This is a genomic window from Vibrio sp. GLN_1 (genome assembly GCF_043106015.1).
GTDB classification, from domain to species: Bacteria; Pseudomonadota; Gammaproteobacteria; order Enterobacterales; family Vibrionaceae; genus Vibrio; species Vibrio parahaemolyticus.
In genome coordinates this window covers 132,743-156,220 of sequence record NZ_JBICMD010000036.1, presented here as the reverse complement: position 1 = coordinate 156,220, position 23,478 = coordinate 132,743, and the positions used below count along the sequence as shown (strand labels likewise).

Annotated in this window: 24 protein-coding genes; 4 read left to right on the top strand and 20 right to left on the bottom strand. The window is 47.4% G+C overall.

All coding sequences use genetic code 11. The features are described 5' to 3' along the window. Window positions 1-56: 56 nt before the first annotated feature. Window positions 57-593 (bottom strand): TetR/AcrR family transcriptional regulator, encoded by a 537-nt coding sequence (locus ACF8OV_RS18550; RefSeq protein ID WP_276397704.1) that lies wholly within the window; start codon window positions 591-593, stop codon window positions 57-59. A 124-nt stretch (window positions 594-717) separates the two neighbouring features. Here ACF8OV_RS18550 and ACF8OV_RS18545 point away from each other — a divergent pair, with 124 nt between their 5' ends. After that, window positions 718-939, top strand: a complete 222-nt coding sequence (locus tag ACF8OV_RS18545; protein WP_276397705.1) for a hypothetical protein — start codon at window positions 718-720, stop codon at window positions 937-939. A gap of 102 nt (window positions 940-1,041) precedes the next feature. On the opposite strand, the gene ACF8OV_RS18540 is transcribed toward ACF8OV_RS18545, so the two are convergent. Continuing rightward, entirely contained in the window at window positions 1,042-1,413 is a 372-nt protein-coding gene (locus tag ACF8OV_RS18540) for a VOC family protein (RefSeq protein ID WP_005395273.1), read from the bottom strand. Window positions 1,414-1,472: 59 nt separating this feature from the next. Further along, window positions 1,473-2,363 carry a LysR family transcriptional regulator gene (locus ACF8OV_RS18535; RefSeq protein WP_025571758.1) on the bottom strand — a complete coding sequence of 297 codons (891 nt, stop codon included), beginning with the start codon at window positions 2,361-2,363 and terminating at the stop codon, window positions 1,473-1,475. Window positions 2,364-2,472: 109 nt separating this feature from the next. Here ACF8OV_RS18535 and ACF8OV_RS18530 point away from each other — a divergent pair, with 109 nt between their 5' ends. After that, window positions 2,473-3,084, top strand: coding sequence for a LysE family translocator (locus ACF8OV_RS18530; RefSeq protein ID WP_005463897.1), 612 nt, complete (start codon window positions 2,473-2,475; stop codon window positions 3,082-3,084). 89 nt (window positions 3,085-3,173) lie between these two features. Here ACF8OV_RS18530 and ACF8OV_RS18525 read toward each other — a convergent pair whose 3' ends face one another. The 4 genes from ACF8OV_RS18525 to ACF8OV_RS18510 all read right to left on the bottom strand — a co-directional run bounded on the left by ACF8OV_RS18525 (window position 3,174) and on the right by ACF8OV_RS18510 (window position 6,537). Next, window positions 3,174-4,145: a leukocidin family pore-forming toxin gene (locus ACF8OV_RS18525; protein WP_005463923.1), complete on the bottom strand. Its 972-nt coding sequence runs from the start codon at window positions 4,143-4,145 to the stop codon at window positions 3,174-3,176. Between the two features lie 154 nt (window positions 4,146-4,299). Further along, on the bottom strand, window positions 4,300-4,509 hold the full coding sequence (locus tag ACF8OV_RS18520) for a hypothetical protein (protein WP_005464025.1): 210 nt from the start codon (window positions 4,507-4,509) through the stop codon (window positions 4,300-4,302). A gap of 105 nt (window positions 4,510-4,614) precedes the next feature. Then, the gene (groL, locus tag ACF8OV_RS18515) at window positions 4,615-6,213 is read right to left on the bottom strand and encodes a chaperonin GroEL (protein WP_005463958.1); all 1,599 of its coding nucleotides are present in this window, start codon (window positions 6,211-6,213) and stop codon (window positions 4,615-4,617) included. 33 nt (window positions 6,214-6,246) lie between these two features. Beyond that, window positions 6,247-6,537, bottom strand: coding sequence for a co-chaperone GroES (locus ACF8OV_RS18510; protein WP_005373989.1), 291 nt, complete (start codon window positions 6,535-6,537; stop codon window positions 6,247-6,249). Window positions 6,538-6,795: 258 nt separating this feature from the next. Between ACF8OV_RS18510 and ACF8OV_RS18505 the strand changes: the two genes are divergently transcribed. Next, the gene (locus ACF8OV_RS18505; protein ID WP_031381966.1) at window positions 6,796-7,146 is read left to right on the top strand and encodes a rhodanese-like domain-containing protein; all 351 of its coding nucleotides are present in this window, start codon (window positions 6,796-6,798) and stop codon (window positions 7,144-7,146) included. 154 nt (window positions 7,147-7,300) lie between these two features. On the opposite strand, the gene ACF8OV_RS18500 is transcribed toward ACF8OV_RS18505, so the two are convergent. The 6 genes from ACF8OV_RS18500 to ACF8OV_RS18475 all read right to left on the bottom strand — a co-directional run bounded on the left by ACF8OV_RS18500 (window position 7,301) and on the right by ACF8OV_RS18475 (window position 13,815). Continuing rightward, a complete protein-coding gene (locus ACF8OV_RS18500) occupies window positions 7,301-7,765 on the bottom strand; it encodes a hypothetical protein (RefSeq protein ID WP_025516812.1) in 465 nt (154 codons plus the stop codon). Window positions 7,766-7,775: 10 nt separating this feature from the next. Next, window positions 7,776-9,455 carry an LruC domain-containing protein gene (locus ACF8OV_RS18495; RefSeq protein ID WP_203504338.1) on the bottom strand — a complete coding sequence of 560 codons (1,680 nt, stop codon included), beginning with the start codon at window positions 9,453-9,455 and terminating at the stop codon, window positions 7,776-7,778. A gap of 237 nt (window positions 9,456-9,692) precedes the next feature. Next, on the bottom strand, window positions 9,693-10,094 hold the full coding sequence (locus ACF8OV_RS18490) for a GFA family protein (protein ID WP_021450275.1): 402 nt from the start codon (window positions 10,092-10,094) through the stop codon (window positions 9,693-9,695). Window positions 10,095-10,328: 234 nt separating this feature from the next. Then, complete coding sequence (locus tag ACF8OV_RS18485) at window positions 10,329-10,592, bottom strand: DUF3012 domain-containing protein (RefSeq protein ID WP_005481466.1); 264 nt, start codon at window positions 10,590-10,592, stop codon at window positions 10,329-10,331. A gap of 160 nt (window positions 10,593-10,752) precedes the next feature. Continuing rightward, the gene (gene fni, locus ACF8OV_RS18480; protein ID WP_005497990.1) at window positions 10,753-11,772 is read right to left on the bottom strand and encodes a type 2 isopentenyl-diphosphate Delta-isomerase; all 1,020 of its coding nucleotides are present in this window, start codon (window positions 11,770-11,772) and stop codon (window positions 10,753-10,755) included. Window positions 11,773-12,015: 243 nt separating this feature from the next. Then, on the bottom strand, window positions 12,016-13,815 hold the full coding sequence (locus ACF8OV_RS18475; RefSeq protein WP_005463905.1) for a sodium:proton antiporter: 1,800 nt from the start codon (window positions 13,813-13,815) through the stop codon (window positions 12,016-12,018). Window positions 13,816-14,129: 314 nt separating this feature from the next. Between ACF8OV_RS18475 and ACF8OV_RS18470 the strand changes: the two genes are divergently transcribed. Continuing rightward, window positions 14,130-16,844, top strand: a complete 2,715-nt coding sequence (locus ACF8OV_RS18470; RefSeq protein ID WP_203504336.1) for a DUF2339 domain-containing protein — start codon at window positions 14,130-14,132, stop codon at window positions 16,842-16,844. A gap of 124 nt (window positions 16,845-16,968) precedes the next feature. Here ACF8OV_RS18470 and ACF8OV_RS18465 read toward each other — a convergent pair whose 3' ends face one another. The 7 genes from ACF8OV_RS18465 to flgG are packed head-to-tail and all read right to left on the bottom strand — an operon-like array spanning window position 16,969 to window position 23,472. Continuing rightward, entirely contained in the window at window positions 16,969-18,009 is a 1,041-nt protein-coding gene (locus ACF8OV_RS18465; protein ID WP_025538277.1) for a flagellin, read from the bottom strand. Between the two features lie 17 nt (window positions 18,010-18,026). Continuing rightward, a complete protein-coding gene (gene flgL / locus ACF8OV_RS18460) occupies window positions 18,027-18,926 on the bottom strand; it encodes a flagellar hook-associated protein FlgL (protein WP_005497981.1) in 900 nt (299 codons plus the stop codon). An 11-nt stretch (window positions 18,927-18,937) separates the two neighbouring features. Continuing rightward, window positions 18,938-20,311: a flagellar hook-associated protein FlgK gene (gene flgK / locus ACF8OV_RS18455; RefSeq protein ID WP_025542565.1), complete on the bottom strand. Its 1,374-nt coding sequence runs from the start codon at window positions 20,309-20,311 to the stop codon at window positions 18,938-18,940. Then, window positions 20,312-20,851 (bottom strand): rod-binding protein, encoded by a 540-nt coding sequence (locus ACF8OV_RS18450; RefSeq protein WP_005463927.1) that lies wholly within the window; start codon window positions 20,849-20,851, stop codon window positions 20,312-20,314. It lies immediately after the preceding gene. Window positions 20,852-20,861: 10 nt separating this feature from the next. Then, a complete protein-coding gene (locus tag ACF8OV_RS18445) occupies window positions 20,862-21,983 on the bottom strand; it encodes a flagellar basal body P-ring protein FlgI (RefSeq protein WP_005463987.1) in 1,122 nt (373 codons plus the stop codon). After that, window positions 21,983-22,654 (bottom strand): flagellar basal body L-ring protein FlgH, encoded by a 672-nt coding sequence (gene flgH, locus ACF8OV_RS18440; RefSeq protein WP_011106240.1) that lies wholly within the window; start codon window positions 22,652-22,654, stop codon window positions 21,983-21,985. Before flgH ends, ACF8OV_RS18445 begins: the two co-directional genes overlap by 1 nt. Window positions 22,655-22,686: 32 nt before the next feature. Next, window positions 22,687-23,472, bottom strand: a complete 786-nt coding sequence (flgG, locus tag ACF8OV_RS18435) for a flagellar basal-body rod protein FlgG (RefSeq protein ID WP_005481471.1) — start codon at window positions 23,470-23,472, stop codon at window positions 22,687-22,689. Window positions 23,473-23,478: the final 6 nt, after the last annotated feature.

Genomic DNA, 23,478 nt, shown 5'->3' with positions numbered 1-23,478 from the left:
TTCATCAAAACCGATGTTGTTTGAATATGCTGGAGCTAAGATTCGACTTTTAGCCATTAGCCAAGTGATTCAATGGGAATGATTTGCCGAAACTTAGCATGAAGATCTGTAAGCGCGGCTTCAACATCCGGTTCTGCTCGGCTTAAATGTGCGATTAGCGTCATGAAGTAGCAGTCAAAAATCAACGGCATTTTGTCTTCAAGAACAGAACTTACGCTCGCAGATTGAAACAAAGCTTGGTTAAACGACTGGTAATAATCCAAATCCCAAATCACCTCTTTCAACAAGGCTCGGCTCAACTCGACGTTCGCAAAATAGTAGCGATAGTATTTCTCTGTCAGCGCCAAACCAATGTCGATAGCTGTCTTACCTTCCACACTGACTAGCGTCTCTTGGCTGATCTGTTGCAGTTGCGTCAGCATCCCTTCGCGCAAAATCGACAGTTTGGTCGGGAAGTGGCTGAATACCGTACCATCGGCGACTCCTGCTTCTCTCGCAATCTGCCTTGTGGTCGTAATGTCATAGCCATTCTGAGCAAAAGATGCCCACGCGGCTTTTAGGATTTTGTCTCTGGTTTGTTGTCGCTTCATCATTGATGTATCTGCTTAATGATCCTGAAATGATCATACATTGAGCGGCTGACATTGACAAATTGAGCGCGCTCAATTATAAAAAATGAGCACGCTCAATTTTATATAAAAACAAAAGGAATCGCTCATGTACGTATTAAACAAACTAAGCCAAGGATTGATTTTCTTGCCGACCATATTCTGCTTTTCTTATATTTTAAGACCAATATTGATGGTGATTCTCATACCAGGTGGACTCGCACTTTTGGCGTTAATAGGTGGGGCAGAAGTCAGAGCAGAACTCAAAGCCATGCTGCTTGATGAACTTTTTGGGGTCAGTCCATCACACACCACCTCGAAAAAGGCGTGAGTGCGCGAGAAACGTTGGCAAGGTTAAGCAAAAAACAAAAACGCGCAGGTATCGAGATTTCAATACCTGCGCGATATGGATGTGGTGAAAAGAGGACTGGCGTTAATCAGTATTCATGTTCTGACCGATCCGCCATAAAACGCCACTAGGGTCAAACAAACAACATTCGCGCATACCCCAAGGTTGCTCGACCAGCTCAGTTAAACGCGAACCAAATTCTTCATGACCCACTTTGGACAAGTGCTGATGCCAGCTTTCTGCGTCTTCTACGAGCAAGTGCATCATGAAGTTGTTGCCGTGTTCTGGCTCATAAAAATTCTGTAAAAGAAACGCGCAACTGCCTTGAGAGAAGTACGCCACATCACCGAAGTCTGACGCCATATCAAAGCCTATCGCCTCATAAAAACGTTTTGAGAGCGCGTAATCTTTCGCTGGAACAAATGATTTGATTTCAACAATATTGAGGTTTTCCATTTCCAATTTCCTAAGCCCTTTTCCATCAAACTGACTGACGTAATCACACTCTACGCCTTCTATTCGCCTTGCGTATTTTGCTGCGATGGTAGTGGTACACACTCTACCATTTGCGTTTGTAACCACGTGATGAATTTATGTTCGAGTTCTGTACGCTTTTTATCTTGGCTCAATAAAACATAATTGCAACCTGATAGCACAAAACCAAATGGCGCGACCAAATTACCGCGCTTAATATCGTCCATAACAAAAGGATACGATCCCATCGCCGCGCCTAAGCCATCCACCGCGGCTTGTATGCAAAAATAAAAATGCGCAAATGATTGCTGAGTGTTGCCGTTGAAGGTTTCACAACGTGTTGATTGCTGCCAATCCGCCCAAGCATGCGGTCTAGTTTGGCTATTCAACAATCGAACTGCATCCAAATCGTCTTGAATGGATTGCCAATACTCAGGAGAAAATACTGGCCCCACCCACTCTTCCACAAGAATGGTTTTGTTGTAATCGTGCTGCTGAGCAAAATCGTCTCGACGAATCGCCATCGAAAGCCCTGTCGATCCTAATGTTACCGGGCCTCCCGCCGTCGACAAACGAACATCAGCACGGTGTTCATCATTAAACGCAGCAAGCCTTGGCATCAACCAACGCATGGTTAATGTCGGTTCACAAGACACTTCAAGATGCTGATGCTTTTCTTGAATGAGTGTATTCACGCCTGTTTCTAGCGTTTGGAATGCCGTTTTTGTGTATGTCTTGAGTAATTCACCTTCTGCCGTCAACACGGCTTTCCTACCCTCTTTCAAAAACAAAGGTTGCGACAGATATTGCTCAAGTTGCTTGATCTGCTTACTCACTGCTCCGTGGGTGATGTTCAGTTTGTCAGCCGCTTCAGTGTAGCTTGAAGAGCTCGCCGCAACGTGGAAGACATAGAAAGATTTTAGGTGGCGCATCTGTGAGTTTTTCTCACCAATATGGGAATATTTTTCGATTATAGTCAGTAACAAAGACGCCTACAATTCCGCTACATCACAGACTTCATCATTCAAACAGGAAACCGATATGGAATTTGTAACTCTTGCGCTATTGGGGGTGCTTATTGTTATTAGCCCTGGCGCAGACTTTGTTTTGGTATTAAGAAACAGCTTAAATCAAGGACGAGAAGCTGGCGTGTACAGTGCGATTGGTATCAGCATGGCGATAAGCATCCACATCGCTTACTCCATGCTAGGAATCAGTTACTTAATTTCACAAAATGAATGGTTGTTTAATCTCGTGCGCTATCTTGGGGCTGCTTATCTTGTCTACCTTGGGATTAAAGGAATATTCTCCTCGCAGCCTGCGTCAAACTCAGAAACCATTCAACAGAGCGAGTATTCAATGTGGCGATTTTTCATGCAGGGATTTCTGTGTAATTTACTCAATCCTAAGACGATGCTGTTTTTTCTGAGTATTTTTAGCCAAGTGATTTCTCCCGATTCTAGTCAGCAACATATCGCCTTGTTTTACGGGATTTATATGATTGCGCTGCACGGCATTTGGTTTTCTATCGTTGCAGTTTTATTCACGTCCCCCCAATTACAAGCCTTCTTGTTGAAGATTAAGCATCGACTCAATCAAGCATGTGGGGCGGGTTTGGTCATTTTCGGCGCGATGCTGGGCTTAAAGGCTTAATACGTTTGCGGTCAGAGTTTGAACACAAAAAATGCGGCTACTGGAGCCGCATTACAATCCACAAACCTTCGGTCTGATAAGTGAAACGTTTATTGAGTGATAACGGTAAGCTTATCCCAATCAATCGTGAAGCGAATTTGCGCTTCAGTGTAATGGCTCGTTGTGCCTTGATCGTACCAGTTACACGCATTGCGAGAGAAACCTTCGTCAACTTCTTTCATGCCCGCTCGTGCAATCATCTCCGTTTTGGGCTCTTCTCCGCGCTCAAATTCTGGTGTGAACACGTACTGGAATTTCGGTTTGAAGCCGTAGATCAGACGCGGCAAGTTCTCTTCTGGTAATAGGTTTTCGTTTGAACAACCTGTGTAGTGGTAAACACCCGCCCATTTACCGTAGTACTGGTAGTCGTTGGTGTAAATCTGACTAAGAGAGGTGGTCCACTTAACGCCCATACCGCGTTCCATGGAAGCTTTTGGCTTGGCTGCGGTGACGTAATCCTTACTTGAGTAGCGAGACGTATAAGCCACACCGAGATCGGTCGTCAACGAGCCAGAAAAACTTGGTGCCGAGCCCGGTGTTGCAGTCGCGGTTAAGCCGATAGACGGTGCAACCGTGGTTGTCGATACCGAAACATCATTGGCTTCGTTTTGCGGTGAGTAATCCTCACTAAATACAGGTGTGCCACCAGCTTGATAGATGCTGTAATCGAACGCAACTGGGTAGTTTTGAGTAAAACGGTCAACAATCGCTGCATCAAAAGTGTGTTTTACACCCGGCTTACCTGGTACATAACCATTCCCTAGAGTGATCACGCGAGCCGCTTTTTTATCGTTCTTTGAGTTATGGAATAACTCAACCAGTAACTTCATCTGCACACGGCTACCACGAAACTCGTACGGGAAAAGCTCAGGCTCGCTTTGCATCACGACCTCATAACTTTTCTTTACGTAACCTTCTAGCGCGATGTTATCAATCAAGACACTTTCTACAACCTTGTTATCAGAAGCAGCAGCAGTAGCGGAAATCCCTAACATTAGGGGAAGCAGTATTTTCTTATTCATTATTTTATTACCTTACTTGGGAACAGTCCCAAATCAAGCTAACATATTGAATACACTGCATCAACGTGACGAAAACGATTCACATTATCAATAGTTTGACCTACACCCAGAAATGAAAAAAAACAGCCAACTTACGCTGGCTGTTTCGATGCAGTTAATGAATGACCCGAGCGTCCCCTTTAAGTAACTGAGACAGATCGATAGTGAATATCGTCACTGTCGGACGTTTAGGCAGAGCATTTTCGATCGAAAACTCTGGCCCAGCTGGAACGAGGGGGAAGTGAATAGCAGTCGGCCACGTTGACGAAGCTTCATTACCGCCCGGCTCAGATATTGAGAAAGAAAACGCAGGCAAACGGGTCATAACACTTACCTCAAATGACTGATTCGCGGGCTCAAGCGAGCCCGCTTAGGTTTTGCAATGTTATTGTTGTTTTAACGCTTACTTAATCACTAACGATTGGTAACGTTAGATATCAAGTTCTTTATCTTCAACGTGGTTGGTGATCATCGCTTCAGTGGTGATCATCAAGCCAGCAACAGACGCTGCGAATTGAAGCGCTGAGCGTGTTACTTTCGCAGGGTCCAAGATACCCATTTCGATCATGTTGCCGTATTCACCTGTCGCAGCGTTGTAACCGTAATCGGCATCACCCGCTTTGACAGCATTCGCCACAACTGAAGCTTCATCACCTGCGTTGGTTGCGATTTGACGAAGAGGCTCTTCCATTGCACGTAGCGCAACTCGGATACCCACGTTTTGGTCATCGTTGTCGCCTTTTAGATCCGCCAATTCTTTCGCGATCTTAGTTAGGGCAACACCACCACCAGCAACAATACCTTCTTCAACCGCTGCGCGAGTAGCGTGTAGCGCATCGTCCACTCGGTCTTTCTTCTCTTTCATCTCAACTTCGGTTGCAGCGCCGATCTTGATCACCGCTACGCCGCCAGAAAGCTTCGCAACACGTTGTTGAAGCTTGTCTTTATCGTATTGAGAAGTGGTTGTTTCGATTTGTTTTTCAATCGAAGCCACACGATCAGCAATCGCGCTTGCTTCTGCTGCGCCACCCACGATGGTTGTTGTGTCTTTGGTGATGGTCACTTTCTTCGCACTACCTAGTTGCTCTAGCGTTGCCTTTTCAAGCTCTAGGCCGATTTCTTCAGAGATGACCGTACCTGCGGTTAGTACCGCAATGTCTTCCATCATGGCTTTACGGTTGTCACCAAAACCAGGTGCTTTCACCGCCGTCGCACGCACGATGCCGCGCATGTTGTTCACAACCAATGTCGCTAGCGCTTCACCTTCGATGTCTTCAGCAATGATCAATAGCGAGCGAGAAGATTTCGCCACTTCTTCTAGCACTGGCAATAGCTCGCGGATGCTGCTGACTTTTTTGTCCACCAATAGGATGTAGGGGTTGTCTAGCTCTACGCTGCCATTTTCTTGGTTAGTGATGAAGTATGGCGACAAGTAACCGCGGTCGAATTGCATACCTTCAACCACAGACAATTCGTTGTCTAGACCTTGGCCTTCTTCCACCGTAATCACGCCATTGCGACCCACTTTTTCCATCGCTTCTGCAATGATTTCACCAATCGCGCGATCGCTGTTTGCAGAAATGCTACCCACTTGGGTGATGGATTCTTTGTCGCTGCATGGCTTAGACATTTCACGTAGTTTCTCAACCGCCGCTTCAGTGGCTTTGTCGATACCACGTTTTAGGTCCATTGGGTTCATGCCAGAGGCTACCGCTTTAAGACCTTCATTGATGAAAGATTGCGCCAGTACGGTAGCCGTCGTTGTACCGTCACCCGCTTCATCATTCGCTTTGGACGCCACTTGTTTCACCATTTGTGCGCCCATGTTTTCGAACTTGTCTTTCAGTTCGATTTCTTTCGCTACAGACACGCCATCTTTAGTGATCGTTGGCGCGCCGTAAGATTTATCAAGCACAACGTTGCGGCCTTTAGGGCCTAGTGTCACTTTTACTGCGTCCGCCAGTAAGTTCACACCTTTCAGCATTTTTTGACGTGCGTCATTAGCAAATAATACGTCTTTTGCAGCCATAATTATCTCCTCAAAAAACTACTACAAAAATAATTACTCAACGATTGCTAACACATCAGATTCGGACAGAATCAAGTATTCTGCGCCGTCAATTTTCTCGGTTTTCACGCCGTAACCGTCATTGAAAATGATTTGGTCGCCCACTTTGACTTCCATCGCAGCGCGTTCGCCATTTTCAAGGCGTTTACCTAAACCAACAGCAATGACTTTCCCGCGGTTTGATTTTTTCACCGACTGAGAAGTTAAAACGATTCCCCCTTCAGATTTATTTTCCACCTCTTGTCTTTCAACAATTAGCTTGTCATTTAAAGGACGAATTTTCATTTGAAGTGCCTCCTACTTAGAACCAAAAATAAAAGACATAGTTTGAACATAAAGATGGATTAACGAGTCGTCTGCTCGTTTCGATGAAAATAATAAGGTCGAAAAATTGGAGTTCAAGGGGGAAATTTAATAAAAATTTTTTATCGAACTAAATAAAATTCTCTATCAAAAATTCTCATTCACCATCCGTCATAATGAGTCTATGATGGAGGCTATTTTACGCAGTAGCACACATAGTTTGATAAGGATGACGAAAGAATGAAAAAGGCAATTTCTCTGTTTCTTGCAACGCTGAGCTTAGGGTTGCTCGCTCCTAACGTAGCGGCTTCTGAACGCGCGGAACAAGGATGGCAACTGATAGAGCAAGGCGCAATGATCGTCGATGTGCGCACTCCGCAAGAGTTCTCTGAGGGGCATTTAGACAATGCGGTGAATTTCCCTCTATCTGAGCTTGATGAACATTTTAAAGACGTCAAAAAAGATCAAATGATCGTGCTGTATTGTCGCAGTGGTAACCGCTCGGGCCAAGCCTATCAATATTTGCAATCGCAAGGGTTCACAAATCTGCACAATGCAGGCGGCCTGGAAGAGTTGCAAAACGCCCAATAATCCCTCGTTTTGTTACTACATGACTCGTTTTTCATCTGGAAAAACAGAGCGCGTTGCTGATTAGCGGCAACGCGCTCTGCGACTCCCCCTAGTTTTATGTACGTTGCTCAACTCCTTTTAAGCACACGCTCCCCATTATTCGCAAAGTCCGACTCTAAAAATCAATGTGGTAGTTGTTATTGGAATTGTTTAGCGCAATCGACCAATTTTGCTCAGACTCTTGCGCACTCATCGGCACCCATTGCGCATAAAGATGTGTCCAGTTGCCATTCACTTCGAGCTCTACGTCACCCGCCATGTTTGGATACAACGTCGTGATACGAGATGTCGGGTCGGCAATCACATCGCCATTTACGGTGGTATACGCCGCTTTCGAATACAAGTGCAACGCCCCCTCGGTCGAACCGGTATAATTCACAGACAAGGTAATTTTTTCACCAATATCGAATGAGAAGTCTCGTTCCGCCACGATGTCAGCCGTATTGTCGAGAACTTGAACCGATGGCGTCGGTGTTGGTGCCGGAGGCGTAGTTGAGCCACCACCTCCACCGCCGCCTCCACAAGCTACGGTTAATGCCGAAATCAACGTCGTCATAAGCAGTTTTGTAGAATGTTTCATGTCAGGCTCCTTACTGCTGAGTTGCAGGAATTACTTTGTTAGCGGTTGAGGCTTGGTACCACGTTGTTTCTGACTCGCCACTGCTGGTTACCCAAGTTGGGAAATCGGGATACGCTTTACTGATGTCGACGTTTTCAATCGGATGATCCCACTCGTCACGAATGTTGATCGCCCACGGCATGTTGTTGTTCGTTAAGAATGACTCAGCGCCGCCGGAGTTATCATCATGCAGGTTGAAAAAAGAGTTATTCATCTCACTGGTTCCCGCAAAGGACTTGAAGTGCGTTTGCCAACTCATGCCCGGAGGCGTGGCAGTAAAGTCTCCGTGATACGAGTCTTTCGAAGCAAAGATGAATGAATCGTAAGGCGGATAGCCAACTTGCTCACGTGAAACAGGCGTCGATAGCTCAACGGTGAGCTGATAATTCAGAACATCTGACGTTTGCTGACTCACACACGCGGTTTGAGTGCGATAAAAAGTACAATTGCTGTCTAACTCACCCAATGCTTCTAAGTCTTTGCGCAAGTTTTCTGAGACCACAAGCACCGCCTCACCGCCAGATTGCACCACTTGATGAGTGACGGGTTCGCCATTTCGAGTCAACACGGTCGACGCAATATTGACAGGGTTAACATTTGGTAGATGAACCGCAAAACCGTTGGAGAACCCAGCTCCCATCGCCTGTAAGGTGTAATCGAATGTAATGTTTTTGATTTCACGCTGACCATTTAGCAGTTCGGTAACACGATAACGCCACACCACATCGTTGAAATCGTAGTCGCCCATTAGCGGCCAGCGATCTTCAAACGCCATCGTCGCGTACGTGTCTGAGCTTGGATAAACCGAAGTCACCGTCACTTCTGGGTTGTTTTCTTGCACCAATGGCTCGTATTTCGAATCCGTGGAACCATCAGTGTTGACGCCATCAATGGCGGTGAATGGGCTCACTTCGACGGTAAACAGCAAGTCATTGAAATCATTGTCGCCATCAGGGCGATAAATATCTTCAAAACCCAGCACTAAGAACTCGTTTTGCGTATCGATAAAAGCCACGTTATGACGACGATTTTCTGAAGTCGACTCTGGGTTTAGATTGGAATAGCTATAAAATGGCGTGCCCCAACTGCCAAGGCTGGCAATGTTATTGTATGAGCCAGACCAGCCCCAACCATTCGGAATAATGAAGAACGCAAGCGTTTGACCGGCAGTGAGCTGCACATTCAGGTCGATAGTGTCACCTTCTTCCATCTCGCCATCTGGCGCTTTCGATGTATTCGGGAAAATGATCACATGCGCTGCGATTTCATCTTTATTGGTCGGCGGGTTATTGGTATCAAAAACAAAATAACCGAGCGTATTTCGATACCCAGCCCCTTCATTCAAAAAGGTGACTTTTGCGGTTGCAAACTCCGCGCCATTCAACTCTTCATCGATATCAATGCTGGAATAACGTTCTGGCGCAATAAAGGCGCTGTTGACGAGTGTGCCCTCTGGCAACATGGAGTAAACGTTACTAAGCACATCTTGCGGCAAGGTTTCTGCGACCGAATAGGTATTAACGGGTTTACCTTTAGCTGAATAATTTGAACTGTCACTACCAGATTCAAAGGTAAAGTCGCTGGTCATAAGCGCACTGGCTGAAAATGATAAGCAGCAGCCAGAAAGCGCGATTAGTTTCCCTGTTCTCATAATGTTCCCCTTCTTTAACCGGACGTTGGTCATATGCAAGAAGGAGCAATTATGGTGCCTAATTTAAATTATTTATCTAACAAAGAGTTATGATGACAAGGGTGTTTTTTGTCATTTTGAGAATGAACATGACAAGCGAAGTAGAAGTCTGGATAGTTCAGAAAATGCGTTCGTGTGCAGTGGAATTTTAATCCGCGAGGCGTTGATATTCGCCCCGCGATAACAACGGAATTTTCTCTAAAGTTTTGGCCCTGCTTCAAACTGGGTCAGGTTGTCGGTTATTTCTAACCACGGCGCTTTTGACGCCACGAAAATATGAAAGCTTGGTTTGTGAGATGGGGCATCGTCCAACACACCTAAGCGAATATTGACGATTCCGTTATTCTTTTTCGAATATAAACTTGAGCCGCAATGGCGACAAAAACATAGCTCGGTATTTTCACTTTTCTGATAAGTTTGAATATCCTCTTTCCCTTGGATAATGAGCAACTTATCTAGAGCAATGCCGCCCGCCGATGAATAGTCAGAGCCAGTAAATTTTCGACATTCAGAGCAATGGCAATTGCCCATGTATTTGAATTCATCCGCCACTTCGAGTCTTACCTTGCCACACAGACATGAGCCTTTGAGTACTTCCATTTGAGTCCCTTTTTATTATGAACCTACGTGAGATTGGTGATGGTCTCGTCACCATGCCACCACAAGACGACAAATTAAAGACGGGTAACGCAGGTTTTCAAAAATGAAACGAAAATGTAAAACGGGCTTTTCGGATACAAAAACACCAAGCAAGATGCTTGGTGTTTTCTTAATCTTTTATTTAACCACGCCATCGCTCTTTATAAGAGACATCGTGTTAAGCAAGTTCAGTGCTTAGAAAATGCAGTGCTTAGTAAAGCTGGTTGCTTCGTTTGCTGTCCAGTCACCTTTTGGCTTGTCTTTCAAGCTCTCACACCATTGCTCACTGCCAACACCATCTTGAAGAACACAGTGCTTTGCAAAATCGACGGCATTGTCTGCTGTCCATTCTGTTTTTGGCTTATCGCGCATGTCGTTACACCAGCCTTCGGTGCCCACTTCATCGCTACAAGCAGTTAAAGCAGACACAGCTAACATCAGCATGACTAGTTTTTTCATAAATTCAGGTTCCAGTTGCAAACAATTAAATACCCATCACTTCGACAAGCGTTGTTCATCAAAGTGACTTTTGTATCAACTATAACGAAATTATCAGTCTACGTGTTAAGACACCGAAAATTTATTGAGCGACGCTGTGATAATCACACCATATCTGGTCTTACAGACGACGTGCTTTAGTTAACGCGTTAACCTTCGCCGATCCAGTGCCAAAGCAGGCCAAACGCAACTCTAACGCTATTTGTTCAAAATGATCGACCACCAACTGCGTGCTGATGGTCGCGGCTTTCAATACTGCACCAGCTTGACCTACGAGGTTCGCGCCTAAATGAATCGCTTTCGCCGCCTCAAGTCCATTGTGGATACCACCAGAGGCGATCAAAGGCAATTTAGGATGCTGCGCACGTATTTGAGCCAAACACGTTGCCGTCGGAATACCCCAATCACGGAAAAGCTCGGCTGCACGCTGCATGTGAGGGTTGTCTTGGCAATACCCTTCAACCGCACTCCAACTTGTGCCACCAGCGCCCGCGACGTCAATTGCGTCCACGCCAACATCAACCAGTCGCTGCGCCACGTCACCGCTAATACCAAAACCTACTTCTTTGATGATGATAGGAACGTTAACGCGTGGCTTTAGTTGCTCAATAGCGTGCAATACACCAATCCAATTGTGATCGCCGTTTTTCTGAAACGCTTCTTGCATCGGATTAACGTGCACAAACAAGGCATCTGCTTGAATCGCCTCAACCGCACGTTGCGCGTTATCCAACTTGCCTTTGTCACGCAGTTGAGCAGCTCCTAAGTTTGAGTACAGCGGCACACCTTTCGCGAGTTCACGGATGGTTTTACCCAAGCCAGAGTGCTGGCTTTCTTCTAAGCTGATCCGCTGAGAGCCCACACCCATCGCGATACCTAACTCGCTTGCGGCTTCAGCTAAGCGGCAGTTGATCGTTTCGGCGTCTCTCGCGCCCCCCGTCATGGAGCTGATCAAAAACGGCAGCGCCAATCGATGGCCAAGAAACTCAGTCGATAAATCGATAGTGTTGAAGTCACATTCTGGCAGTGCACAATGTTCAAACTCGACAGACTCAAAACCCGCCGTTTTCTTTTTCATGCTCATGTCATGATGTAAAACAGCGTCTAAATGTAAGTCTTTTCGGTTAGTTTGCGGAGCCATAATGTCACCCTAAAGTAAAACAGTCGCGCAGTATTGCCATCCTTATCAGTAACGTCAATGCGAATTTTCTGAAATAGGTGCATTGCATTTCCGAAACCAGCAATGAATCGTTACTTACTCTGAAATTATAGGAAGAGAAACCCACCCTCTCGTTTAAAACGATAACGGCGAGTTACTCCCTAAGCTTGGAAAACAAACGGACAGGATGCCAACTTAAAGGCGGTGAAATAGATGTTTTGCGTTCTATTGTGCGCTTTCAGGCAGAATTAGCGACACAATGGTACTTGTCGTACTTGGCGCAAACTGATCCGGATCATCACAGAATTGGATTTTGCCTTTGTCTTCGACATTAAACAGCGGGATCACCAAATTGGTTTTGTGATGTTCCAAATAATCTTGGTAAGTGAAGTTCTCACTCAGTTTGGTGTGCTTGATTTCCGCACCTCGGCTTAATAGGCTCGCGAGCTGGGTGTAACTAACATTGCCCCCCATCAACAGCTTGCCGTGATACTCCTGAGCAACAGAGTGCTTCTCACTGCCGTTTCCATTCGTCTTCACTTTTTGCAGACAATGTACTTTATCTTCGCCGAACTCGTCGACAAATTGCATACAAGCCATGATGTTGAAGTGTTGATCTGGCGTGAGTGCGACCACTTGACCAATGCCAATCATGTTCAGGTTGTCATCCGCATGGCTAGAAATCGGGTTACCGTAATAATAATCCAGACCCATCATACGAACTTGGCTGATGTACTCCCAGTTCGAGTCCGTCATCAATACACGTCGATCATAACGCGCTAACGCTTGGCCAATTTCACGTGCGACTCGGTTCGCCCCAATAAGTAGGAAGCCTCTCGGCGCAGGTTCAGCGACACCCAATGCAATCGCCATAGGGCGAGCAGTGGCACTTTGTAATACCACCGTACCGATGATCACCATAAAGGTCATTGGCACCAGTAAGCTTGCTCCATCGACTCCGTATTCGGTCAACTTAATCGCAAACAGAGAAGAAATCGACGCAGCAACAATACCGCGTGGTGCAACCCAAGACAAAAAGAGCTTGTCTTTAAGGTTCAAGTTGCTGCGCATCGTAGAAAGAAAAATCGATAACGGACGCGACACCAACTGCATAAAGACAAACAGCAGCAACGCACCACTGCCCAGCGCTGCAAAATCATCCAAGCTGATTCGAGCCGCAAGGAAGATGAACAAGCCAGTGATCAACAAAATGGTCAAGTGCTCTTTAAAATGCAGAATTTGCTGAATGTTGATGTCTTTCGCGTTGGCAAGCCACATACCCATCACGGTAACGGTTAATAACCCCGCTTCAGATTCGATGTGGTTAGAGACCGAAAATACGCCCAGTACCACCATTAAAACCGCAAAAGGCTGCAAGTATTCCGGCAACCACGCTCGACGCAATACCGTCGCTACGGCTGCACCAGACGCCACACCTAAAATGACACCTACGGCAATGATGGTGCCAAAGACTTCCATGCTGTTTACGGCGCTGTGCGACACGATAAACTCATACACCATCACCACAAATAGCGCACCAAGAGGGTCGATTAAGATCCCTTCCCAGCGCAAAATATTGGCAAGTGTACTGTTAGGCCTTACCGTCCGAAGCAGCGGCACGATAACTGTCGGCCCCGTGACGACGGTTAAGCTGCCGAACAACATGGCGAGCTCCCATGTAAAACCAAGGAAATAGTGTGTCGCAACACTGGTTGCCGCCCACGAGATGATCGCCCCGATGGAAACAATGCTCCATACCGACCCACTCACGCCACGAATTTCTTTAAAATTTAAGGTCAAACTGCCTTCAAATAAAATGACTGCCACCGCTAATGAGACCAACGGAAAGAGCAAATTTCCCAAAATTTCATCGGGTTTGAGCCATTGCATAAATGGCCCGACGATGAGGCCAGCCAACAGCAAAAACAAAATGGCTGGCAAGCGCAGCCGCCAAGCTAACCACTGACAGCCCAAACCAATGACCCCTACCGCTGACAGCACCAGCGCTTCATTACCCACTTGCATCTATCGTCACCTATTTTTATCGTTGTTTTAGCGTCACAGCGCTAGGATGCGTTGACCCTTAGAATTATGAATATAGTTTATACCCAGTGACTTAGCGGCGATGTGTGCCGAAAAGTCGTCCAGAAACTGCATCAATACTTGCGTCATTCTCGCAGTTCCCCTCAGAGCAAGGTAAAGTGGGTACAAAATTTCACGCGGAACCTAGCATCATAAAACGCTCAGGCATAGAGCATGAACTAAGCTTTAGTGTACGTGCTCAAAGTTAAGAATCATCTATCGTGTGAGACAAACGACCAAGGATAGGGAGAAACGGATTGTTTACGACACTTGCGCTGATCACGGCTTTTTTTGCCATATTGATCGGTTTGAAAGCCGCCAGTCGGATATCGTTGCTGGAAAAAGAGCTGTCGAAATTACAGAAGGAAGTTGCCTCTCTTCGCGTCAGCACGCGTCGCGATTCGAAACTCGAAGCCTCCCAACCAGAGCCTGACACATCGGAATCCAGCCTTGGGGCGGCCTCTTCGATGCGTTCAGATTCTGGCGACTCGGCATTAAGCGCTCCAAGCAACATCGAGCCTGAATTTGAGCCTTCATACATTGCAACTCAGCAGCACCATAGTGAGCAAGAGCAAACCGAACTCAACCAAAGCCAGCAAACACAAGTTCAGTTGGCGACGTTTACTCAGCAAGAAGACCCACTAATCCAGAAGCACGCGCAAAAACTCATTGCTAACTTCCAAGAGAACTGGCTAGTTTGGGTCGGCGCATTAGCCATGTTGATCGGTGGCGGCTATCTGGTACAAGTGATTGGTAGCCATATTGAGTTTTCGCCACTTATGCGTGTTTCTTTTGCCTTTTCACTCTCGTTACTTATGGTACTCGCTGGCGAGTGGTTCCATCGAAAAGAGCAAAACAACCCGGATCGCGCCGCACGCGCTCAAGGCTTTACCTATGTGCCTGCTGCTGTCACCGGAACGGGGCTCACGGGCATTTACTGCACCGTCATTTTTGCTTTTGTGGTTTATCAAATGCTGACGCCAAGTGTCTCGTTGATCGTCTTGGCTACGGCGGCATTTTGCAGTTTAGCGTTGTCATTACGACAAGGGCCGTTAATGGCGGTGCTCGGTTTAATCGGTGGCTACACCGCTCCACTTTGGATTGGAGGTAATGAACCGAACTACTTTTTGTTAGCCGGATACATCTGCGCGATTTCGTTCGCGGCGACCTTATTGATGCAAAAAGTGCATCGGGCATGGATTGCGCCAAGCATCGCCGTTCCGCATGTCATTTGGATGCTGCTGTTGATTGAGAGTATTCCAACTGAACTGCTGTTCTCGTGGCTCGCGATTTATCTCTCCATCACTTTGTATCTCATTTTCGCGGTTCCGAGAATGGGTTGGATGCTCAATCCTCGTTTTCGCCACTATCAAAGCAAGTGGACAAATCAACCAACCGCGATCTCTCTTGCAGTAGCGTTATTGACCTTTTCTGCTATCACCAGAATGCCGGAACTGAACACTCTACAAATGGCGTACTGTTATACGCTGCTTGTGGCGTTCATCTGGCTACCAGCACTGCGTACAGGCTGGTCATTACGTGTATTTTTGCCATCCATACTCGTCTCGGCAACCGCGCTGATTGTTCTCACCATCGCGTTTGATGCGCTGTATATGTTAGAGCGAGAAGCCAGCATCCTATTCGCATTGGCGGTGAGTATTGCGCTGATTGGCTTTAGAACCTATTGCCAATCTTTGAGTGACCGTTCGCAAATCAGCAACGTGCTTTTGTTAGTGCTAGCACCAACGATGGGTTTGGTCACGTTGTTTTATGCTGACGAATTCATGCACGCTTACGCCCTGTACTGGACGTTGTTCTGCGCGCTCATCGCGGCCTATTATGCGTTCCTTAGCCAGCGCCTTCGCTCTCTTGCACTTGAATGTTCAGCGGTCGTTCACGCTCTGATTTCTGGCGTCGCTTTCGTTTGGTTAAGCGACACTTGGCTCACCACTGCAATTTCGATACAAGTCGCGGTGATGGCACTGCAAATCCAAGCCGGGTTCTTTCGCCCAGCAAGTTGGGCGGTCAAAATCGTGATGGGTATTTTGGTGGTTCGTCTCACGTTGCTGCCTTTTATTCCACAATGGCAGCCGGTTGAGAGTGGGCATTGGGCTTGGGTCATTCTTAGTTACGTGCCGTCATTGGCTATCTTAGCCTATGCCCGAAGCGTGCTAGCGAAACAAGATTCCGACCTGACCAACTGGTTCGAAGGGGCGTTTTTGCATGTGTTCTTAATGGCGTTGTTCACCCAAACCAACTACTGGTTAACGGGACAATACGGCTATTTGGGGCACATCGATTTCACAAGTGCCGTGGTCTTTGCCAACCAAGCTCTGGTTATGGGCTTGGTTTACAGTTATCGCAGCCAATTTGCTCAGCAGCTCACCCTTGTTTATCAAGCCTACAGCTACTTATTGTGGGGCGCATTCGCGCTATTGACGGTATGGCTGAACAGCGTTGAATCGCCACTCATCAGCAACAACGTATCGGCACAAGCCATGCCTGTGTTCAACATGCTGAGTGTAGGTTGGCTTCTGCCAGCGTGCATTCTCATTGCTGCGGTCATTAGACGCTGGAATACGCTGCGTGTACACCGATTAGCGGTCGCATGTCTTGGCTTTGCATTAGCGGCCATTTGGCTAGGGATGTCGATTCGACAGTTCTGGCAAACCACGTCAATGACGCTGTTTCAACCGACCAGTATGGCGGAGTTGTTTAGCTACTCAGTGGCAGGATTAATGGTTGGTGGCGCTTTAACTTGGCGTGGCGTCATTCACAAAGCGATGATGATGCAACGCATCGGCTTAATTATATTGGCCTTTGTGGCGTTGAAAGTCTTCTTGTGGGATGTAAGCTCTTTGGACGGGTTCTGGCGCGCCATCAGCTTCTTAGGCTTGGGGGCATCACTTATTGCTTTAGGGTGGCTATTTCAAAAACTGCATCGCTCAGTCACTCAGACCTCTGAGTCATAATCGACGTTCTTCAACACAAAAAGATAAGCGGAAAAGAGAGATTCCCGACAATGCATTTTCGCCGTTATTGGGGGGCAGCAAAAATGTAAAGCCGGGAATCATTGGAGTGTTCTTTGAAACGGCGTTATTTCAACAATGCAACCACCGTATGACGGCGAACATTCGCTTGCGCATTTAACGCTTGGAACGTCGAGGTAAACTGACCAGACGTCTCCATAAAACCATCCAGTTTTGCGTTCACTTCATCTACCGAAAGTTGATGACTTTTGCTTTGGATTGAGCGCATCTGCGTGTTCAACTCGCCATGAAAAGCTTTCGCTTCTTCTAAGCTGGTTTGCACTTGTCTTAAGTGCTGATTGACTTTTGAGATGGTCTGTTTGATGCCATCACGAGAGCCTAAATCGAAACTCAGCTCTGCAATGCCGTCCGGCTCAGATTTCAAGTTCAGCACATTTGGCTGGCCAGCTGGGAAGCGATGCCCTTCGCCCGTGACCAAAACCTTCTGCTGCATTTGTTGATAAGCGTTATCCCGCGCTTCAAACAAAATGGTGCCGTCTTCAGCCAATGATGCGCGCATGCCCATTGCAATTAAACTACGGTCGAGCATTTTCACCGTGCGTGCGCCGTCCGATTGACCGTCAAACTGAATCATCACCGCTTGGCCCTGAGGGAAATCCAAACGAATTTGTTCCGCTCGGTCACTGAGACGATGCACATTCAAACCTGGGATAGAGAAGCGACGAATATCGGCTTTATCCAATTTGAGATGCAATTCGTTGTCAATCACCTTCTGGCCATCAAAGCGCGCTTGTTCCACAACACGTTGAATGTTCGCTTTAGAGCGCACAAGCGTATCTTGCAACCCCGGCACATTTTGTGTGCCTTGCGTAACGGCTTGAGTTAACCCACGTTTAATGTGCGTTAGCTCTTTACCAATGGATTGCAGTGATTTTGAAGCAATTTGTACCGCTGTTGCTTGTTGCTGTCCCTGAGTCAGTTGAATGCCTGAAACAGAATAGGCTGACGCGGTGTCAGCCTGAACTTGAATTGGACGCGGTTTGATCGTACTGCTTGAATCCGCAGAGCGGGTTGGCATGATAGAGGCTTGTTCTTGGCCACCCAAGCGTATGCTATGGGCTCTAACCTCTACTGTACTCATTACCATAAAAGAACTTCCTAACCTTAAATACGGTCAAACAATGAAAGATCGTTGATCTTCACGTAGCTCGCCTGCGTAGCTTGCAGAGCAGCCATGTAGTTGCTTAAACGTACCGAAGCTTCACCGTAGTCCAATGCAGATAAGTCACCAGAGACTTTGTCGACAAACAACTTGTTTTCGCTGTGTGCGCCGTCCATCAAATCTAGGTTGTTATGGCGACCACCGATTTCCGTCATCGCGCCTAGTACGTTTGCCATCGTATCATCGATGGCGTTTAGGCTAGCGTCCACTTCGGCTTGAAAATTCGGACTCGGCTTCTCAAATTCTGCAATCAAAGCATCAATTTGGTTAAGAACGTTCTTGCCGCCACCAATATCTAGGATTTCTTGTGCGGTCATGTTCGAATCCATGGTCACGCCTTTCGCCACCGTCACCACACGAACATCGCTGTTGCCTTCGACCACATAAGCGCCACTTGATTTATTCAGAGCCGCGGTATCGGTTTTTGTGCCCGAGAACAGAAAGTGGCCTTCTTCATCTTGCGCATTGAAAGACGATTCGATGGAGTCACGGTAGCTTTTCAGTTCGGTGATCATGCCGCTACGGTCTTGATCCGTTAACGAACCGTTCGCGCCCCAAAGAACAATGTCACGCATGCTTTTCAAACTTTCGCTCACTGAGTCTAGGTGTGTCTCTTGGCTTGAAAGCGTTGTTTTCAGGTTTGCGATGTTGCTTTGGTATTGAGCAATCGCGCTGTTTTCGCGTTCCAAGTTAAGCAGCTTGATAGACGCCATTGGATCATCAGACAGTTTAGTCAGTCGCTCACGTGTCGACATTTGTTGAAGTACTTTCCCAAGGCCTGCGCTGTTGCTCTGCAGGCTTTGCAGCATCATTTGGCTGAATTGGTTATCACTGATTCGCATCTGGGTTTCCTCTAGAATAACTGCAATACAGAGTCGAACAGCTGGTTCGCCGTACTGATCACTTTCATGTTGGCATTGTGCGCGTTAGCAAACGTCATCAAGTTCGCGGCTTCTTCATCGCTGTTCACTGCACTTACGTTGTCGCGAGCGGTATGCGCTTGCTTACTCATTGCCAGTTTTGCTTGGTAATCCGCATCGGCCTGACGCGCTTTGATCGCCGTTTGGCCAACCATTGAGGTAAAGGCATCGTTCAAGCTCACTGAGCCGTAGCCCGTTACCGCAACCGGTTTGTTACTCAAATCAATCAAAGATTTAAGAACATTCGCGTTACCCGGCGTACCATCGCTTGAAAACGCCAATTCTTCCGCGCTCAAATCTGTGATGGTTAAACTTGCCGCTGGGTTATCAGGGTCGTAGTTAAACAGTGGTTTGCCAGCATTGCCTTTCAAGTCTTTACCTGTAGCAAGTACCGCGTTGTACTCATCTGCCAGAGCTTTTGCCATATCATCAAGCGCCACTTGGTTTGGCTTTAGAACGTCGGTTTGGTAATCGTTGATGGCACCCAACTTACCCCCGACCGAATCGCCAATAGCGAAGCTTTGATTAGCAAAATTCACGTGCAGATCCGCAAGATACGGATCGCTTGGATCAGGAATCGCAGACAGTTGACCAAAGTCCGAGCCCATGACTAACGGCTGACCAGAAACCAACGTCACCTGCATGCTGCCATCCGGTTGATCGGTTGTTTTCACTTCGATCACTTGTGACAGCTCACCGATCAGCTTTTCACGCGCGTCCATCAATTGAGCAGGGTTACCGCCTGTACCTTGCATTTCAACGATTTGCTTGTTCACGTGAGCGATGTTCGACATCAGACTGTTTGCATGAGTCAGCGCAGCGGTGCGCTGATCATTCATGTCTTTGTGTTGATTGTGCAAAGACTGAGTTAGTGTGTTGAAACGTCGAGCCAATGCTTCTGATTCATTGATGATTTGCTGGCGGTAAGGCATCGATTCTGGCTTCACTGTCGCGTCGTTAAGCGCGGCGTTAAGCGAATCTAAGCCAGCAGAGATACTAAATCCGTCTGCACCCAAGGTGTTTTCTAGTTGGCTCATGTTGCTGGTGTAACCAGCCGCGTAAGCCGCCAAACTATTGGTAGACCAAGTTTGTTTAACCAAGAACTGATCAGTTACACGGCGGATGCTGGTCACTTCCACACCCATGCCAGAACTTAAGCGGTTGGACTTACCATCACCAACTGTCGCCATCAACGCTTGTTGACGGCTGTATCCTGGCGTGTTGACGTTCGCAACGTTTTGCGCCGTCACGTCAAGTGCAACGCGGTTTGCGTTTAAACCTGAGAGGGCGATATTAACTAGGTTCATTTACAGCTCCATTTTCCTGATCAGCGGCTGAGAAAAAGCGGTCGTCATACCGGCTTCTCCAAGCACTTGTTTAACTGAGGCGACCGCTTGAGCCGTTGAGTTAAATGGGTCGGTAATTTCTTCGAGTTCAAGCTGTGATATCGATTCAGAATCGACCGGTTTACCGTCATTTGCAGAAGACACATTGCGCGCCGAATCGAAGGCCACTTCGCGCATTGAAGGGCTCAACTGCTGAATCAGCATATTCGCGATGCCAGAGCTTTGCTTTTTCGCCAACTCCATCGCCAACTGGCCATCGTACATGTCGCGAAAAACGCCTTGTTGCTTGCTTGAAAATGGGCTGTCTTTGTCCGCTAACACGTCGCTGCTACTGCGCATTTGACGCAGCACCAGTTGTAAGAACATAGCTTCAAACTGACCCGCCACCATTTCGAGCGCGCCTTCTTGATCACGACTGTGCTTGATGTTCGCCAACGCACTGTTGTCGTGATAAAGCATTGAGTTCAATTGAGCTTGATCGCTGCTACCATCTAGTTTCATCGTTCACTCCTTAAATCACGACCAGTTCAGCATTCAACGCACCCGCTTCATTTAGTGCCTGAAGAATCGACATTAAATCGGTTGGGGTTGCGCCTAAGCTGTTGACTGCATCGACAATGGTATTGAGCTCTGTACCCGGAGGCCAAATCACCATTTGAGCGAGCTCTTCGTTTACATCAATATCCGTTTGATTAACGACTTTTGTCTCACCATCAGCAAACGCATTCGGTTGACTGACTTTTTCTGATTCTGAAATTCGCACCGTCAAGTTGCCGTGGCTTACTGCCGCTTCGCCAACTTTGACATTCTTGCCAATCACCACAGTGCCAGTACGGGAGTTGAAGACGATACGTGCAGGCTTACGACCTTCTACGACGCTCATCTCTTCCAGCATCGACATCATGATCACGCGTTGTTGCGTGTCTTTCGGCGCTCGCATATCCACGCGTGCTTTGTTGATGGCAACAGCGACGTTCGGACCAAACGTATTATTGATTTCACGTGCGATGTTTTTTGCAGTAGTGAAACTTGGTTTGCGCAAGTTCAGCGTGATTTCATCGCGCTGGTTGAAGTCTGTTTTGATTTCGCGCTCTAACGTTGCACCATTCGGCACACGACCCGCTGTTGGCGTATTCACTTCGACTTTCGAACCACTTTTACCTTCAGCAGATAAACCGCCCACAACAACGCTACCTTGCGCGATGGCGTACACTTCACCATCGATACCGCGTAGCGGCGTAAGAAGCAGCGTACCGCCGCGCAAGCTTTTCGCATCACCAATGGATGATACGACCACATCTAAGGTTTGGCCCGGCCCCGCCATAGGGTCTACCGATGCCGTCACACTTACCGATGCTACGTTACGCAGTTTAGGGTCCATGCTGTCATCAATCTGAACGCCAAATTGGCGCAACATGTTGGTGATGGATTGTGAGGTAAATTTTACTTGGTTGCGGTCACCTTGGCCGGCAAGACCAACCACCAAACCGTAACCGACTAATTGGTTTTCGCGGATGCCTCGAACATCCACCAAATCCATAATAGGAATTTCCACTTCAGCCTGTGAAGTCGCAGGAAGCCCTAAGGTCAATGCCAGTAGGAAAGACGAAAAAAAGGTATTGATTGGCTTCATTAGAATGGTACCCATGGGCTGTTAAAGAACTGAGTCAGCCATCCAGCAGCGTTGCTGTCTGCCAACGCGCCGCGACCAGCGTAAGTGATGCGAGCATCCGCAATTCGTTGAGAAGAAACTTGGTTATTGCGAGTGATGTCATCGACGCGAACAATGCCCGTCAAACGGATAAATTCATCACCTTGATTTAAGCGCAGCCACTTTTCGCCACTGATGCGCAATACGCCATTTGGCAACACGTCATGCACCGTGACCGTGATAGCACCTTGGAGCTTGTTGCCTTGCGAGCTAGACGCACTGCCATCGAAATTTCGGCTGCCGTCAATGCTCACACCAAGTTCATCAAACTTTTTAGTGCCGATGGTTGGCGCAGCAAAGTTCACCGCTGAGCTCTTACCAAATTTGGTTCCGGCTTTTTTACTTGAAGAAGTCTCTTCAGAAAGCACCACGGTTAGCACATCACCGACTCGGTACGCACGACGATCTTGGAACAGAGTCATCGTGTATTGGTGACGATAAAGGCTACCAGATTGAGCGTCTGGTAAGGTGTAATCCAACTTCGGCGGCGCATACTCCTCAGCATTTGGCTGAGGCGGAATAAACTCCTGACGTCCGGCACATCCCACCAGCAACACGACGGCTACTGCCCAACTCTTAGAAAGCCATTTCATTGCTTTTTCCTTCATCATCACCAACTTCATCATTACATCGATTGCGAGACAAACTTCAGCATGTCATCTGCTGCTGATACGACTTTGGCATTCATCTCGTAAGCACGTTGAGTCGTGATCATGTCGACCATTTCTTCCACGACTTGCACGTTAGAGCCTTCTAGCGCGCCTTGCTTGATGCTGCCTGCACCATCTGCGCCAGCAATCAGCTCATCGGCTGGGCCACTTGCTTCCGTCTCGCGGAACAAGTTACCGCCAACGGCTTCAAGGCCAGCTGGGTTGATGAATTTGGCTAGAGTGATTTGGCCAAGCTGCTGAGGTGTTGGATCGTCTGCCGTTGTTGTTGTCACTGTGCCATCTACGCCAACCGAGAAAGAGGTCGCGTTGTCAGGAATTTGAATTTGTGGCTCAAGCGGTAGACCTTGACTGTTCACCATCAAACCTTCTGAGTTGATGTGGAACTGACCATTACGCGTGTACATAATCTGACCGTCAGAGTTTTCAATCTGGAAGAAGCCTTGACCCATTACCGCTAGATCTAAGTCTTGAGTCGTGTTTTGTGTGTTGCCTTGCGTGAACACTTTTTGCGTGCCAACAACGCGCACACCACTACCCAATTGAACACCGCTAGGCAGCTCGTTTACCTGATCCACCTGTGCACCAGGCTGACGCTGAATGCTGTAGAACAAGTCTTCAAATACAACGCGGTCGCGCTTAAAGCCGACGGTGTTTACGTTTGCTAAGTTGTTGGAAATGGCAGTCATCTTCGTGTCCTGCGCTGCCATACCTGTCTTACTTACCCATAATGCCGAATGCATTGGTTA

What these genes read in the sequence shown, in the direction of transcription:
- ACF8OV_RS18465 (WP_025538277.1), bottom strand. Translation starts at nt 18,009, where the DNA reads ATGGTAATGAGTACAGTAGAGGTTAGAGCCCATAGCATACGCTTGGGT.
- ACF8OV_RS18495 (WP_203504338.1), bottom strand. Translation starts at nt 9,455, where the DNA reads ATGAGAACAGGGAAACTAATCGCGCTTTCTGGCTGCTGCTTATCATTT.
- ACF8OV_RS18445 (WP_005463987.1), bottom strand. Translation starts at nt 21,983, where the DNA reads ATGAAGCCAATCAATACCTTTTTTTCGTCTTTCCTACTGGCATTGACC.
- ACF8OV_RS18510 (WP_005373989.1), bottom strand. Translation starts at nt 6,537, where the DNA reads ATGAAAATTCGTCCTTTAAATGACAAGCTAATTGTTGAAAGACAAGAG.
- ACF8OV_RS18530 (WP_005463897.1), top strand. Translation starts at nt 2,473, where the DNA reads ATGGAATTTGTAACTCTTGCGCTATTGGGGGTGCTTATTGTTATTAGC.
- ACF8OV_RS18500 (WP_025516812.1), bottom strand. Translation starts at nt 7,765, where the DNA reads ATGAAACATTCTACAAAACTGCTTATGACGACGTTGATTTCGGCATTA.
- ACF8OV_RS18545 (WP_276397705.1), top strand. Translation starts at nt 718, where the DNA reads ATGTACGTATTAAACAAACTAAGCCAAGGATTGATTTTCTTGCCGACC.
- ACF8OV_RS18505 (WP_031381966.1), top strand. Translation starts at nt 6,796, where the DNA reads ATGAAAAAGGCAATTTCTCTGTTTCTTGCAACGCTGAGCTTAGGGTTG.
- ACF8OV_RS18485 (WP_005481466.1), bottom strand. Translation starts at nt 10,592, where the DNA reads ATGAAAAAACTAGTCATGCTGATGTTAGCTGTGTCTGCTTTAACTGCT.
- ACF8OV_RS18535 (WP_025571758.1), bottom strand. Translation starts at nt 2,363, where the DNA reads ATGCGCCACCTAAAATCTTTCTATGTCTTCCACGTTGCGGCGAGCTCT.
- ACF8OV_RS18540 (WP_005395273.1), bottom strand. Translation starts at nt 1,413, where the DNA reads ATGGAAAACCTCAATATTGTTGAAATCAAATCATTTGTTCCAGCGAAA.
- ACF8OV_RS18475 (WP_005463905.1), bottom strand. Translation starts at nt 13,815, where the DNA reads ATGCAAGTGGGTAATGAAGCGCTGGTGCTGTCAGCGGTAGGGGTCATT.
- flgL (WP_005497981.1), bottom strand. Translation starts at nt 18,926, where the DNA reads ATGCGAATCAGTGATAACCAATTCAGCCAAATGATGCTGCAAAGCCTG.
- groL (WP_005463958.1), bottom strand. Translation starts at nt 6,213, where the DNA reads ATGGCTGCAAAAGACGTATTATTTGCTAATGACGCACGTCAAAAAATG.
- flgG (WP_005481471.1), bottom strand. Translation starts at nt 23,472, where the DNA reads ATGCATTCGGCATTATGGGTAAGTAAGACAGGTATGGCAGCGCAGGAC.
- ACF8OV_RS18525 (WP_005463923.1), bottom strand. Translation starts at nt 4,145, where the DNA reads ATGAATAAGAAAATACTGCTTCCCCTAATGTTAGGGATTTCCGCTACT.
- ACF8OV_RS18520 (WP_005464025.1), bottom strand. Translation starts at nt 4,509, where the DNA reads ATGACCCGTTTGCCTGCGTTTTCTTTCTCAATATCTGAGCCGGGCGGT.
- fni (WP_005497990.1), bottom strand. Translation starts at nt 11,772, where the DNA reads ATGGCTCCGCAAACTAACCGAAAAGACTTACATTTAGACGCTGTTTTA.
- flgK (WP_025542565.1), bottom strand. Translation starts at nt 20,311, where the DNA reads ATGAACCTAGTTAATATCGCCCTCTCAGGTTTAAACGCAAACCGCGTT.
- flgH (WP_011106240.1), bottom strand. Translation starts at nt 22,654, where the DNA reads ATGAAATGGCTTTCTAAGAGTTGGGCAGTAGCCGTCGTGTTGCTGGTG.
- ACF8OV_RS18550 (WP_276397704.1), bottom strand. Translation starts at nt 593, where the DNA reads ATGATGAAGCGACAACAAACCAGAGACAAAATCCTAAAAGCCGCGTGG.
- ACF8OV_RS18490 (WP_021450275.1), bottom strand. Translation starts at nt 10,094, where the DNA reads ATGGAAGTACTCAAAGGCTCATGTCTGTGTGGCAAGGTAAGACTCGAA.
- ACF8OV_RS18450 (WP_005463927.1), bottom strand. Translation starts at nt 20,851, where the DNA reads ATGAAACTAGATGGTAGCAGCGATCAAGCTCAATTGAACTCAATGCTT.